At 73.6% G+C, this 13,687-nt stretch carries 12 protein-coding genes; 7 read left to right on the forward strand and 5 right to left on the reverse strand.

Annotated elements, in window-relative coordinates:
* Position 1 precedes the first annotated feature (1 nt).
* On the reverse strand, positions 2–733 hold the full coding sequence (locus ACN27B_RS20315; RefSeq protein ID WP_172967813.1) for a succinate dehydrogenase cytochrome b subunit: 732 nt from the start codon (positions 731–733) through the stop codon (positions 2–4).
* Between the two features lie 35 nt (positions 734–768).
* On the opposite strand from ACN27B_RS20315, the gene ACN27B_RS20320 reads away from it, so the two are divergent.
* Positions 769–1,701, forward strand: coding sequence for a LysR family transcriptional regulator (locus ACN27B_RS20320; protein ID WP_091578472.1), 933 nt, complete (start codon positions 769–771; stop codon positions 1,699–1,701).
* Here ACN27B_RS20320 and ACN27B_RS20325 read toward each other — a convergent pair.
* Positions 1,698–2,276 (reverse strand): TetR/AcrR family transcriptional regulator, encoded by a 579-nt coding sequence (locus ACN27B_RS20325; protein WP_099161658.1) that lies wholly within the window; start codon positions 2,274–2,276, stop codon positions 1,698–1,700. The two genes, ACN27B_RS20320 and ACN27B_RS20325, sit on opposite strands and share 4 nt — an antisense overlap.
* 67 nt (positions 2,277–2,343) lie before the next feature.
* Here ACN27B_RS20325 and ACN27B_RS20330 point away from each other — a divergent pair, with 67 nt between their 5' ends.
* Both ACN27B_RS20330 and ACN27B_RS20335 read left to right on the forward strand, forming a co-directional pair.
* A complete protein-coding gene (locus tag ACN27B_RS20330; RefSeq protein ID WP_099161657.1) occupies positions 2,344–2,835 on the forward strand; it encodes an FBP domain-containing protein in 492 nt (163 codons plus the stop codon).
* A gap of 172 nt (positions 2,836–3,007) precedes the next feature.
* Positions 3,008–4,618 (forward strand): D-glucuronyl C5-epimerase family protein, encoded by a 1,611-nt coding sequence (locus ACN27B_RS20335; RefSeq protein WP_422741279.1) that lies wholly within the window; start codon positions 3,008–3,010, stop codon positions 4,616–4,618.
* An 18-nt stretch (positions 4,619–4,636) separates the two neighbouring features.
* On the opposite strand, the gene hrpA is transcribed toward ACN27B_RS20335, so the two are convergent.
* Positions 4,637–8,632: an ATP-dependent RNA helicase HrpA gene (gene hrpA, locus ACN27B_RS20340; RefSeq protein ID WP_422741280.1), complete on the reverse strand. Its 3,996-nt coding sequence runs from the start codon at positions 8,630–8,632 to the stop codon at positions 4,637–4,639.
* Between the two features lie 127 nt (positions 8,633–8,759).
* On the opposite strand from hrpA, the gene ACN27B_RS20345 reads away from it, so the two are divergent.
* Positions 8,760–9,236, forward strand: coding sequence for a cytidine deaminase family protein (locus ACN27B_RS20345; protein ID WP_091578461.1), 477 nt, complete (start codon positions 8,760–8,762; stop codon positions 9,234–9,236).
* Positions 9,237–9,240: 4 nt separating this feature from the next.
* On the opposite strand, the gene ACN27B_RS20350 is transcribed toward ACN27B_RS20345, so the two are convergent.
* Both ACN27B_RS20350 and ACN27B_RS20355 read right to left on the reverse strand, forming a co-directional pair.
* Positions 9,241–9,600, reverse strand: coding sequence for a YciI family protein (locus ACN27B_RS20350; protein WP_099161654.1), 360 nt, complete (start codon positions 9,598–9,600; stop codon positions 9,241–9,243).
* Between the two features lie 4 nt (positions 9,601–9,604).
* Positions 9,605–10,537 (reverse strand): MerR family transcriptional regulator, encoded by a 933-nt coding sequence (locus ACN27B_RS20355; protein WP_099161653.1) that lies wholly within the window; start codon positions 10,535–10,537, stop codon positions 9,605–9,607.
* Between the two features lie 119 nt (positions 10,538–10,656).
* Here ACN27B_RS20355 and ACN27B_RS20360 point away from each other — a divergent pair, with 119 nt between their 5' ends.
* From ACN27B_RS20360 to ACN27B_RS20370, 3 genes are all read left to right on the forward strand, one after another.
* A complete protein-coding gene (locus ACN27B_RS20360) occupies positions 10,657–11,703 on the forward strand; it encodes a FecCD family ABC transporter permease (protein ID WP_422741281.1) in 1,047 nt (348 codons plus the stop codon).
* A gap of 86 nt (positions 11,704–11,789) precedes the next feature.
* Positions 11,790–12,833, forward strand: coding sequence for a FecCD family ABC transporter permease (locus ACN27B_RS20365; RefSeq protein WP_422741282.1), 1,044 nt, complete (start codon positions 11,790–11,792; stop codon positions 12,831–12,833).
* On the forward strand, positions 12,830–13,672 hold the full coding sequence (locus ACN27B_RS20370) for an ABC transporter ATP-binding protein (protein ID WP_355522387.1): 843 nt from the start codon (positions 12,830–12,832) through the stop codon (positions 13,670–13,672). The genes ACN27B_RS20365 and ACN27B_RS20370 overlap by 4 nt, the downstream gene beginning before the upstream one ends.
* Positions 13,673–13,687: the final 15 nt, after the last annotated feature.

Genomic DNA, 13,687 nt, shown 5'->3' on the forward strand with positions numbered 1-13,687 from the left:
GTCAGTCCACCAATCCGGTGAGTACGGCGAACGGGACCACCAGGTAGCCGGCGCAGAGGAGCACCGCGAAGACGAGCGCGGCGGCGCGGGCCCGGCGCTCGCCCCTCGGCGTCTGCTGGCCGAGGCTGCGGAACGCGCTGAAGGCGCCGTGGCGCAGGTGGAAGCCGAGCGTCACGACGGCGAGCGTGTAGAAGAGCGTGACGTACCAGCGGCCGGGGGCGAAGTCGGCGACCACGTTGCCGTACGGGTTGGACGAGTCGCCCTGCGGGTTCAGGTGACCGGTGGTCAGGTCCAGGATGTGGTAGATCACGAAGAGCAGGATGATCACACCACCCCAGCGCATCGTCCGGGCCGCGTAGTTCACGTGGATCTTGCGGCGGTGCGCGTACGCCACCGGCCGGGCGGCGCGGGCCCGCATCGCGAGCACGGTGGCCGCCCCGATGTGCGCCAGCACCGCCACCGTGAGGACCGTGCGCTGGATCCACAGGAACCAGGTGGTGGGCAGCAGCGGCGTGCCGATGTCCCGGAGCCAGTGCGCGTAGTGGTCGAACGAGGTCTCGCCCGTGAAGATCTTCAGGTTGCCGAGCATGTGCAGGATCAGGAACAGCACCAGGATGATGCCCGTCACCGCCATGACGGCCTTGAGGCCCACGTTCGAGCGGATGGGCGACCGAGTTTTCGTGATTACCACGCGACCGACGCTAGGAGCACTTCGATCAGGCGTCCAATGCATCGAAATCGCAGTCTTGATAGCCGTAGGCTATGTAGATGCAGCTCCATCAGCTCCGGTACTTCGTAGCGGTCGCAGAAGTACGACATTTCACCCAAGCGGCCGATCTGGTCGGCATCACCCAGCCCTCGTTGAGTAAGCAAATTCACGCACTGGAGACCGACCTGGGGGCCCCGCTCTTCGAGCGGGTAAGGGGCAACATCACGCTCACCGCGGCCGGGGACGTACTGCTGCCGCTGGCCAAGCGGATCCTCGCCGACGTCGACACGGCGACCCGCGAGGTGCAGGAGCTGGTGGGCTTGCGCCGGGGGCGGGTCCGCCTGGGCGCCACGCCCAGCCTGGCCACCTCGCTGGCGCCCCCGGTGCTGCGCCGTTTCCGCGACGCCCACCCCACCGTCGACCTGCGGGTCGAGGAGGGCGGCTCCCAGGACCTGGTCCGCGACCTGCTCCGCGGCGACCTCGACCTGGCGTTGATCATCATGCCGGCCGCCGGCACCGACCCGGGGCTGCGCGCCGACCCGATCCTGCGGGAGAGCCTGGTGGTCGCCTCGGTGGACCCGCTGCCGGGCGCCTCGCCCGCCGGCGAGCTGCGCATCACCGACCTGCGCGACCAGCCCCTGGTGATGTTCCGCGAGGGCTACGACCTGCGCGACGCCACGCTCCAGGCGTGCCGGGCGGCCGGCTTCGAGCCCACCCTCTCGGTGGACGGCGGGGAGATGGACGCCGTGCTCAGCTTCGTCGAGGCCGGCCTCGGCGTCGCGCTGGTCCCCGGCATCGTGGTGGCCCGCCGGCCCGGCATCCGGGTGACCCGGCTCGTCCCACCCGGCGTCCGCCGGACCATCGCGGTGGCCCGCCGCCGCGACGTGGTGCCCACCCACGCCGGTCGCGAGCTGCGTCGCATCCTGCTGGAGTACGTCCACGACGCCACGGCCACCGACGAACTCCCGCCCGGCGTGGAGCCGCTGGCCTAGGTGGCGTCCGTCGTGGGCCAGGTGCGCAGCAGGGCGTCGACGGCGTCCAGCACCCGCTCCCAGCTCTCCGGCGGAGCGGGGGCGCTGTGGTCGAAGCCGCCCCCCATCTCCAGGCCGACGAAACCCTGAAAGACGCTGCCGAGCAGGCGGACGGCGTGCGTCTGGTCCGGCTCGGGCAGGTGGTAGCCGCGCAGGATCGCCCGCATCATCGCCGAGTGCCGGAAGCCGGCGCTGCCGGCGGCGGTCTGCGGATCGAGCCGGAGCTGGGCCGCGGTCCAGCGGCCCGGATGTCGGTGGGCGTAGTCGCGGTAGACGTTCGCGAAGGCGGTCAGCGCCTCCTTGCCGGCCCGTCCGGCGAGCGCGTCGGCGGCCTCGTCGGCGAGTTCACCCAGCGCGAGCAGCGCGATCCCGACCCGCAGGTCGTGGGAGTTGCGCACGTGCGAGTAGAGGCTGGCGACCGTGACGCCGAACCGTCTGGCCAGCGCCGAGACGGTCACCTGGTCGAAGCCGACCTCGTCGGCCAGCTCCGCCCCGGCCTGGATCAGTCGCCCTCGATTGAGTCCCGCACGGGCCATGAGTCTCCTCTCACCACGGCTCATTATGCCTTTGCCTAATACCTTTAGGAAAATTACCCTCGGTTGTATGACCCCGTTGACCGAACCCGAGATCCGTGCCGCCTTCGTGAACTGCACCAAGGGCGAGGCGAAGCGACTGCACGTCCCGCGCGACCTCGGCACCCGCCCCTGGGACGACCTCGACTTCCTCGGCTGGCGAGATCCGCAGGCCCTCGACCGCGCCTACCTCGTCGCCGTCCCGGACGGCCGCCCGGTCGCCCTCGCCCTGCGCCGCCCGAGCCCCGGGCCCGGGCGGCAACGCCGCACCATGTGCTCGGTGTGCCTGACCAACCCGGTCGGCGGCGTCAGCCTGATGGTCGCGCGCAAGGCGGGCAAGGCCGGGCAGCAGGGCAACTCCGTGGGCATCTACCTCTGCGACGACCTCGCCTGCTCGCTCTACCTGCGGGGCCGCAAGGACGCCGGGCCGGGAGCCCGACTGCCCGAGTCGCTCACGCTGGAGGAGAAGATCGCCCGCACCGTGGCGCACCTCACCGCCTTCGTCGCCCGGGTGACCTCCTGAGGTGACCCGTCCTCCCGGCCGGAGCGACGCTGACCCATTTCCGACCGAAGGGTCCTTGCCTGTCCGGGTCGTCCGGCCCAGCATGGGGAGGCAGGTGCCCAGCATGTGAAGGACACGGGAGGTTCGCATGCGCCACCATGATCCGTCGCCCTTGACGGTCCACGCCCCACCGATGACCCGCCGCGCCCTGGTTGCCGGCTCCCTTGCGGCGGCCACCGCGCCGCTGCTCGTCGGCGCTCCGGCCCGGGGCGCCGCGCCGACGCCGCTGTGGCTCGGCGCAGCGGATCCCGGCGTCATCGACCCCGCCTACGAGATCGGCCCGCCCGTCCACGGCGAACCGTTGCCCGAGCTGTCCGCCGTGCCGCCCCGCGACCTGGCCCGGCTGGCGCCTCGCGATCCGTCCACCCCGGGCGCCGGCCGGCTCGGCGGACCGACCCGCCGGTACGCCGGCACCGCGTCGGTGCCGTTCCAGTTCCGGTACGACGACTTCGAGATCCGGGAACTGCCGATCGGTATCGAGCCGTATCACATGACCTCGCCGGTCCCGCTCGTCGATCCCGGCGTGCACGACTCCACCGGGGTGCGCATGGTGCGCCTCGGCGGCCGGCTCTACGACCACCCGGTCGCGCAGGCGCAGTACGGGCTGCACCTGATGGAGGCCCACCGGATCACCGGGAACCAGGCGTACCTGGACCGGGCGCGACTGCAGGCGCAGCGACTGGTCGACCGCCGCCGGCTGCGCAGCGGGGCCTGGTTCTACCCGTACCCGTTCGACCACCGGCTGCACGGAGGCTCCGACCTCTACCCGGCCCCGTGGTACTCCATGATGGCGCAGGGGCAGGCGCTGAGCCTGTTCACCCGGCTCTACCAGCGCACCGGCGAGACGAGGTGGAAGGGCGCCGCGGACGCCACGTTCGCCTCGTACCTGCTGCCTCCGGTGGCTGGTCAGCCCTGGGGTGTGTACGTGGTGGACGGTCTGCTGTGGCTGGAGGAGTACCCCCACCCGAAGGCGGTCCGCGGCGACCGCACCTACAACGGGCACATGTTCTCCGCGTACGGCCTCTACGACTACTGGGTGCTGACCCGCAACGCCGACGCCAAGCTGATGCTGCAGGGCGCGATCACCACCTACCGCGACGTGTGGGAGAAGATCCGGGTTCGGCACTGGCGCAGCCGCTACTGCCTGACCCACGGCATCGACGCCGGGCAGTACCACTCCACCCACATGTTCCAGTTCCTCCAGCAGTACGCCATCACCGGCGACACGTTCCTGGCCCAGCTCGCCGACCTCTGGTACACCGACTACCCGCCCTACGGGGTGAAGGGCACCGTCCGCTTCTCCTCCGGCACGCACGCGGCGTACAAGTTCAACAGCGCGGGCACGGTGACCGCGCGGACGAAGATGACGCTGGCCCGGGCCAGCGCCGCGCCGTCCGGCGACCGGGTGAAGATCATGCGCCAGACCGGGATCTGGTACGCGATCACCGCCGGCACCCTGGCCGGCTACTACGTGCAGGAGTACTCGCCCTACCGGTACCAGGTCGGCATCTGTGCCGGCTTCGGCTACAAACTGCACCGGCCCGGCACGATAGCTGTCGACGCCCCGGCGGCGTACTCGATCGACGCCGCCGGGCTGATGAAGTCGGTGCCCACCACCTACCGGGTCGGTGACCAGGTGGCCATCGACGGCCGCTCCGTGCTCAACGGCCGCGAATACGTCCGCCTCGTCGAGGGGCCGTACGCCGGGCGTTGGCTCGGCTTCGGCACGGTGATCCGCCGCTGACCGGGCCGCCGCGCCGGCTCAGCGGCCTTCGGCGTCGTCCATGGCGCGGTAGATTCGCTGTTCCGAGACGGGATAGGGGGTGCCGAGGGCCTGGGCGAAGACGTTCACCCGCAGCTCCTCGATCATCCAGCGGATCTGCCGCGCGGCCGTCGAGCCGCGTCGGGCCGGGGGCAGCGCCGCGAGCATGTCCTGGTACTCCTTCTGCACCACGGCGATCCGGTCCTGCTGGGACTTGTCCCGCTGTGGGTTGCCCGGCAGCCGCTCCATCCGGCGCTCGATCGCGGTCAGGTAGCGCAGCAGGTCGGGCAGGCGCGCGTAGCCGGCCTCGGTGACGAAGCCGGCGTGCACCAGGCCGCCGAGCTGCTGGCGGATGTCGGCCAGCGCGGCCACCACGGCCAGGTTGCGCGTCGCCCCGAGCCGCTGCTCGACCGCGTACGCGGCGGCGAGCACCTGCCGGACCCGGTTCATCACCTCGACCACGGTGTCGACCAGGTCGGCGCGGACCCGCTCGCGCAGGGCGGCGAAGCCGTCGGCGTCCCAGGCGGGGCCGCCCGCGTCCGCCATGAGCTTGTCGATGGCGGCGCCGGTGGCGTCCTCGATCAGCGCCGGCACCCCGCCGTGCGGGTTGCGGGACAGTGCCAGTTTCGCCTCGTTGCTCAGCCGGCCCTGGAGGAACTTCGCCGGGGACGGCAGCGTCAGCCGCAGCAGTCGCCGGGTGCCCGCCCAGTGCGCGGCCTCCTGCTCGCCGGGCGAGTCGAAGACCCTCACCCCGACGGTCGCGCCTTCGTCCACCAGCGCCGGGTACGCGGTCACCGCGAAGCCGGCGCGGACCTGCTCGACGGTGCGCGGCAGCGCGCCGATCGACCACTCGGTCAGCCCGCTGCGGGCCACGTCCGGCGCGGCGGCGGCGACCACCTGGCGTACCTTGGGCCGCAGTTCGCGTTGCAGCGCCGGCAGGTCCTTGCCCTCGGCGACCGGTTTGTCGTCGTCGCCGAGCACCCGGAAGGTGACCCGCAGGTGTGGCGGCAGCCGGCTCAGGTCCCACGCGTCCGGCGGGACGGTCACCCCGGTCATCCGGCGCAGCTGCCGGGTCAGCGCGGCCAGCAGCGGCTCCTCGCCCGGGGTGATCGCGGCGAGCGCGGAGCGGGCGTAGTCGGGCACCGGCACGAAGTTGCGCCGCACCGGCTTGGGCAGCGACCGGATCAGCGCGATGACCAGTTCCTCGCGCAGCCCCGGCACCTGCCAGTCGAAGCTCTCCGCCGGCACCTGGTTGAGCAGCGGCAGGGGGATGTCCACGGTGACGCCGTCGGTGGGCGCGGTCGGGTCGAACGTGTACGTCAGTGGCAGCGTGACGCCGTCGGCCCGCCACTCGTCCGGGTAGTCCTCCTCGTCCACGCCGCCCCGACCGTCGTTGACGAGCAGTTCGCGGGTGAACGTGAGCAGGTCCGGCTGCTCCCGGCGGGTCTTCTTCCACCAGGTGTCGAAGTGCCGGCCGGAGAGCACGTCGGCGGGGATCCGCTGGTCGTAGAAGGCGAAGATGGTCTCGTCGTCGACCAGGATGTCGCGGCGCCGGGCCCGGTTCTCCAGCTCCTCGATCTCGGTGAGGAGCTTCTGGTTGTCCCGCCAGAACTGGTGGTGGGTCTGCCAGTCGCCCTCGACCAGGGCGTGCCGGATGAACAGCTCCCGGCTCAGCACCGGGTCGATCCGCCCGAAGTTCACCTTGCGGGAGGTGACGAGCGGGATGCCGTACAGCGTGACCTTCTCGTAGGCCATCACCGCGGCCTGCTTCTTCTCCCAGTGCGGCTCGCTGTAGCTCCGCTTGACCAGGTGCTGTGCGAGGGGCTCGACCCACTCCGGCTCGACCCGCCCGGCCACCCGCCCCCACAGCCGGGACGTCTCCACCAGCTCGGCGGCCATCACCCAGCGCGGCGGCTTCTTGAACAGCGCCGACCCGGGGAAGATGGCGAACTTCGCGCCCCGCGCGCCGAGGTACTCGTGCTTCTGGGCGTCCTTGAGGCCGAGGTGCGACAGCAGGCCGGGCAGCAGCGACTGGTGCACCTTCGGGGTGTCGATCTCCTCCGGCAGGTCGGCGCCGGCGCCGCGCCGGCCCTCACCCTTGTCCGAGGTACGCAGGACCTGACGCAGCTGGCTGACGATGTCCTGCCACTCGCGTACCCGAAGGTAGTTGAGGTATTCGGCCTTGCACATCCGGCGGAACGCGCTGGACGACAGCTCCCGCTGCTTCTCCCGCAGGTGGCGCCACAGGTTCAGGTACGCGACGAAGTCGGACTCCTTGTCGGCGAACCGGGCGTGCGCCTGGTCGGCCTGGGCCTGCTTGTCGGCCGGGCGCTCGCGTGGGTCCTGGATGGACAGCGCGGCGGCGATCACCACCACCTCGGTGGCGCAGCCGTTGCGCTCCCCTTCGAGCACCATCCGGGCCAGCCGGGGGTCGACCGGGAGCTGGGCCAGCCGCCGCCCCAGCGCGGTGAGCCGCTTCGCCGGGTCGGTCTCGGCCGGGTCGAGCGCGCCCAGCTCGTGCAGCAGGTTGACGCCGTCGGTGACGTTGCGCCGATCCGGCGGGTCGATGAACGGGAAGGCGGCGACGTCGCCGAGCCCGATCGACGTCATCTGGAGGATGACCGAGGCCAGGTTGGTGCGCAGGATCTCCGGGTCGGTGAACTCGGGGCGGGAGGCGAAGTCCTGCTCGTCGTAGAGGCGGATGCAGATGCCGTCCGAGGTACGCCCGCAGCGGCCCTTACGCTGGTTGGCACTGGCCTGCGAGACCGGTTCGATCGGCAGCCGCTGCACCTTGAGCCGGCTGGAGTAGCGGGAGATCCGGGCCGTGCCGGGGTCGACCACGTACTTGATGCCGGGCACGGTCAGCGAGGTCTCCGCGACGTTCGTGGCCAGCACCACCCGGCGGTTGGAGTGCGCGGCGAAGACCCGGTGCTGCTCGGCGGTGGACAGCCGGGCGTACAGCGGCAGGATCTCGGTGCCGAGCAGCGACCGCTTCTTCTGGACCAGCTTGCCCAGCGCGTCGGCGGTGTCGCGGATCTCCCGCTCACCGCTGAGGAACACCAGGATGTCGCCGGGCCCCTCGGCGGCGAGTTCCTCGACCGCGTCGCCGATGGCCTGGATCTGGTCCCGGACGTTCTCCTCGTCGGCCTCGTCCTCCTCGTCGGCCTCGGTGACCTCGACCAGCGGCCGGTAGCGGACCTCCACGGGGTAGGTGCGCCCGGACACCTCGACCACGGGCGCCGGATTGCCGTCGGCGTCGGCGAAGTGCTTCGCGAACCGGTCGGTCTCGATGGTGGCCGAGGTGATGACGACCTTGAGGTCGGGCCGGCGGGGCAGGAGCTGCCGCAGGTACCCGAGGATGAAGTCGATGTTGAGGCTGCGCTCGTGCGCCTCGTCGATGATCAGCGTGTCGTACTGCCGCAGCATCCGGTCGGTCTGCAACTCGGCCAGCAGGATGCCGTCGGTCATCAGCTTGACCAGGCTGTTGTCGCCCACCTGGTCGGTGAAGCGCACCTTGTAGCCGACCACGTCGCCCAGCTCGGTGCCGAGTTCGTCGGCGATCCGGTCGGCGACGGTGCGGGCCGCCAGCCGCCGGGGCTGGGTGTGCCCGATCAGCCCGGTGACCCCGCGCCCCAGCTCAAGACAGATCTTGGGCAGCTGGGTGGTCTTGCCGGAGCCGGTCTCGCCGGCCACGATCACCACCTGGTGGTCGCGGATCGCGGCGGCGATGTCGTCCCTGCGCTCGCTGACCGGCAGCTGCGGCGGATAGGTGATCGTCGGCACGGCCGCACGGCGCGCCTGGAGCCGCGCCTCGGCCCGGGTGACCTCGGTCGCGATCTCGGCCAGCGCCGCCTCCCGCCGCTGCGGGTCGCGCAGCCGCCGTACGCCGTCGAGCCGCCGCTGGAGCCGGCGCTGGTCGCGGAACATCAGGGGGGTGAGGCGACGGTGCAGGTCGCGAGCGGTCTCGGGGACGGCGGGTACGGCTGGATTCTGCATGACGTCGCCAAGGATAGGCAGCCGCGCGGCGTACCGCCCCCGGGTTACCGGCGGTGGGCGCGCCATCCCGGGTCGAGCGGTCGCCTCCGGATAGGGTTGCCGCCGACGCAGCCGACGAGGGGCGGGGATGATCATGCGGGACACCGACCGGGCGCTCGTGCAGGCCGCCACCGCCGTCGCGAAGCTCCGCTGCCGCAGCGACAACCACAGCGTCGCCGCCGCCGTGCGCAGCACCGACGGCCGCGTGTTCAGCGGCGTGAACGTCTACCACTTCACCGGCGGCCCGTGCGCCGAGGTGGTGGCGCTGGGCGCCGCCGCGACCCAGGGGGCCGGTGAGCTGGAGGCGATCGTCGCGGTGGGGGACCGGGGGCGCGGTGTCATCGCGCCGTGCGGGCGCTGCCGGCAGGTGCTGCTCGACTACTTCCCGTCGATCCGGGTGATCGTGGGGCCGCCGGACGGGCTGCGCGCCGTCCCGATCGCCGACCTGCTGCCCGAGACGTACGTCTGGGCCGACCAGCAGGTCGAGGTGCCGGCCGCCGTGCCGCGCACCGGGGTGTGGCCGATGCCGGTGGTGCCCGGCGTCCGCCAGTCCGCCGAGGACTGACCGGTCAGTCGCCGGCCGCGGCCTCCAGCATCGACCGGGGCACCGGCACCTGCTCGAAGCGGACCTGGCCCTCCGGCACCATCCAGCTCGTCACCCGCGCGACCAGACGCCCGGCGCTGACCGCCGGGTCGTTGGCGTAGAGGTGCCGGGCCGTGTCCGGGTCCACCGACAGCACCACGAAACCGCGGATCCGCTCGTCGTCGCCGTCCAGGAACGGCCCGGCCGCGAGCACCGCGCCCTGCTCCACCAGCCCGGCCTGGTGCGCCAGGTGCGCGTCCTGGATCCGGTCGAGGGCGTCCTGCGGCAGGTCGGGCGCGTCGTCCGGGCGGACCAGGAGCACCACGGTGTGCCTGTCGAATCGCATGCCCTCAGGGTAGGGGCTGCCGGGCGCGCAGCGCCCGGATCGACCAGTCCAGCACCGGGGCAAGGCTCTCGGCCGGCGGCCAGCCGTTGACCACGGAGAGCAGCTCCAGATAGCGCTCCCGGCGCGGGTCGTGCGCGGTCTCCAACCGCGTCAGCATCCGTCGGCGCAGGTCGGGGTCGTCCGGGCGGCCGCAGAGCCGCGCGTACCGGGCCGTCGCCCGGGAGAGGACCGGGTCGGCGTCGGGCGAGGCCGGGTCGACCCCGGCGGCCAGCGCCGGGGCCACCTCCTCCCGGACCACCGCGACCACGTCCCGGCGTACGCCCTCCGCGCCGGCCCGGTCGGCCGCGTGCTGCTCGGCCAGCCGCCGCAGCCCGGCCCGGAAGGAGGGGGTCAGCGTCAGCTCGGCCAACTCCACCCACGCCTCGATCTGGCCGTCGTCCGGGTCGTCGGGCAGCTCCGGGGTGAGCGACCGGCGGATCCCCGCGAACCCCGGATCGGTCAGGTCGCCGAACGTGGCGTCGAGCAGGTCGTCGACCAGCCGTCGCCGCTCGCGCGCGGCCAGGCCGGCCAGCCGGTGCAGCAGGTCGGCCCGGTCCGGGGTGGCCCCCCGCCGGGCGATCACGGTCAACACCGCGCGGCGTGACCGCAGCAGGCGGATCTGGGCGGTCAACGCGTCCGCGTGCGCCGAGGCGACCTCGGGCAGGGTGATCTCCCGGGCCACCACCCGGCGCACGGTGGGCAGGTCCACGCCCAGCTCCCGCAACGTCCGCACCAGGTCGAGCCGGGTCACCGCCTCCGGGCCGTAGCGGCGGTGGCCGGTCGGCCCGCGGTCGGTGGGCGGCACGACGCCCCGGTCGGACCAGAACCGGATGGTCTTCACCGGCACCCCGGTCCGCCGGGCCAGGTCGCCGATCGAGTAGCGCTCGCCATCGTCCATGCCGCCCAGCCTCGCGCCTCCCCTCGGTGGAGGCGCAAGCCCATCGACACGTCCCGGTTAGGTCTGCCTTACCAGGTCAGTTAAGGTAAGGCGTACCTAATCCGAGAGGCGAACACCCCGTGACCACCGTCGCCGTCCGGCCCGCGCGGGCCGACGCCCCCGCCCGCCGCGGCGCCCCCCGCCGCGTCGCGGTCACCCTGGCGGCGGCGCTCCTGCTCCTCGTCGCCCTGCTGGCCAGCCTGGCGCTCGGCAGCCGCCACCTCCCGGTGGACCAGGTGTGGCACGCGCTGGTGGCCCCGGACGACGGCGACGCGACCACGGTGGTCCGCGAGCTGCGGCTGCCGCGTACCGCGTTGGGCCTGGTCGTCGGCATGGCCCTGGCGCTGGCCGGCGTGCTGTTCCAGGCGGTCACCCGCAACCCGCTCGCCGAGCCGCGCATCCTCGGCGTCAGCGCCGGGGCCTCCTTCGGGGTGGTGCTGGCCATCGCCGTGTTCGGCGTGAGCACGCTCACCGGCTACGTCTGGTTCGGCATCGCCGGCGCGCTGCTCGCCGGGCTCCTCGTCTTCGCCGTCGCCAACCGCACCCGTGAGGGCGCCAGCCCGGTCACCCTCGCGCTGGTCGGCGCCGCGCTCGACGCCGGTCTCGGCGCGGTCGTGTACGCGCTGCTCAGCATCGACGCCCGCACGTTCGAGGAGTACCGCTTCTGGGTGGTCGGCGGGCTCACCGGGCGGGACGTGGGCGTGGCCGGGCAGGTGCTCCCGTTCGTGCTGGCCGGGGTGCTGCTCGCCGCGCTGGCCGCCCGTGGGCTGGACGCGCTCGCCCTCGGCGACGACGTCGCCCGCGGGCTGGGGCACCGGGTCGCCCTGGTCCGGCTGGCCGCCGGCGGGGGCGGTGTGCTGCTCACCGGCGCCGCGGTGGCCGCCGCCGGCCCGATCGCGTTCGTCGGGCTGGCCGTGCCGCACCTGGCCCGGGCGCTGGTCGGCGCCGACCACCGGTGGACGCTGCTGGTCGCCGCGCTGCTCGGTCCCGCCCTGGTGCTGGCCGCCGACGTGACCGGCCGCCTGGTCTCTCCGCCCGGCGAGATCCCCGCCGGCATCATCACCGCTCTCCTGGGCGCCCCCCTGCTGGCGATCCTGGTCCGCCGCGCCAAGGTCGTGACCGCATGACCGCCCCCCACCCCCGCCCCCCTCTCCGCGATCTTGCGGTTGCTGCCCCGGCAGATCGGACGAAAGCCGCGTATCGCGGGCCGCAAGTGCAAGATCGCGCGGCGCCGGCGGGGCGCGGGCTGCTGCGGGTGGGGGCGGTGGCGGTGCCGTTCCGGTGGCGGCCGGTGGTGGTGGCGGGGGTGCTTCTCGTGCTGCTCGGCGGCGCGGTGGTGCTGAGCCTGTCGCTGGGGACGCCGTACGTGGCGCCGGGCGACGTGGTCCGCTCGCTGTCCGGTGCGGGCACCCCGTACGACCTCGTGGTGCGCGACCTGCGACTGCCCCGCGCGGTGCTCGCCGCCCTGGCCGGCGCGGCGTTCGGCGTGGCCGGCACCCTGATCCAGAGCGTGGCCCGCAACCCGCTGGCCAGCCCCGACGTCATCGGCGTCACCCAGGGCGCCGGGCTGGCCGCCACCGTGGCGCTGACCGGCGGGGCGGCGGCGGTCCTGGTGGCCCCGGCGGCGCTGGTCGGCGGGCTGGCCGCGGCGGTCCTGGTGTTCGCGCTCGGCGCCCGGCACGGCCTGGCCGCGCAGCGGTTCGTGCTGGCCGGCGTGGCGGTGGCGTTCGCGTTCCGGGCGCTCACCGAGGTGGTGATGCTCACCGCCGACCCGATCGACGGCCTGCGCGCCCAGCTCTGGCTGATCGGCACGCTGGCCGGCAAGGGCTGGACCGAGGCCGGCTGGATCGCCGGCACTCTCCTGGTGCTGCTGCCGGTGCTGCTCTGGGCCGGCTGGGCGCTGCGCAGCTCGGCCCTGGACGACGACACCGCGCGGGGGATCGGGCTGCGCCCGGTGGCCCGCCGGATCGGGCTGGCCGGCACCGGCGTGCTGGCCGCCGCCGCCGTCACCGCGCAGGTCGGCGCCGTGGACTTCGTGGCGCTGGTCGCCCCGCAGGTGGCCCGCCGGCTGGTCCGCGCGGAACGGCCGCCGCTGCTGTGCGCCGCCCTGCTGGGCGCGTTGCTGCTGGTCCTCGCCGACCTGGCCGGGCGCCGGCTGTTCGCGCCCACCCAACTGCCGGCCGGCGTGCTGACCGCGGCCATCGGCGGCCCGTACCTGATCTTCGTGCTGCTGCGCACCCGAGGGAGGCGGTCGTGACCGCGCTGCTGTCCACCCGCGACCTGGTCGTCGGCTACGAGGGTCGGACCGTGCTGGACGGGCTGGAGCTCGACCTGCCGGCCGACGCGTTCACGGTGATCGTCGGGCCGAACGCCTGCGGCAAGTCGACCCTGCTGCGCACCATGGCCCGGCTGCTCACGCCGCGCCGCGGCGCGGTGCTGCTCGACGGAGCGGCGATCCGCGACCTGCCCACCCGGGACGTGGCCCGGCGGCTCGGCGTGCTGCCGCAGAGCCCGCTGGTGCCCGAAGGGATCACCGTGGCCGACCTGGTCGGGCGCGGCCGGCAGCCGTACCAGCGGTGGTGGCGGCAGTGGTCGACCGAGGACGGCCGCGCCGTCGACGAGGCGATGCGCCTGGCCGACGTGACCGGGCTCGCGGACCGCCCGGTGGACACGCTCTCCGGCGGCCAGCGCCAGCGGGTCTGGATCGCGATGACGCTGGCCCAGGACACCGACGCGCTGCTGCTGGACGAGCCGACCACCTTCCTCGACCTGGCCCACCAGGTGGAGGTGCTGGACCTGCTGCACCGGCTGCGGGCCGAGCGGGGCCGGACCGTGGTGGCCGTGCTGCACGACCTCAACCAGGCCGCCCGCTACGCCGACCACCTGGTCGCCATGCGCGACGGCGCGGTGGTGGCCGCCGGCCCGCCGCGCGAGATCCTCACCGCCGACCTGGTCCGCGACGTCTTCGGGCTCGACTGCGTGGTCGTGCCCTGCCCGGTCACCGGCGCCCCGCTGGTGGTGCCCGCCCTCACCCAGACCTCGGCCGCTCCGGCCGGCACGCCGGCCGCGACCGGCGCCCCCGTCGGCGACGCCTGAGCGCGCCGGCCCGCA

It is taken from the genome of Micromonospora sp. WMMD754 (assembly GCF_049315235.1).
GTDB classification, from domain to species: Bacteria; Actinomycetota; Actinomycetes; order Mycobacteriales; family Micromonosporaceae; genus Micromonospora; species Micromonospora sediminicola.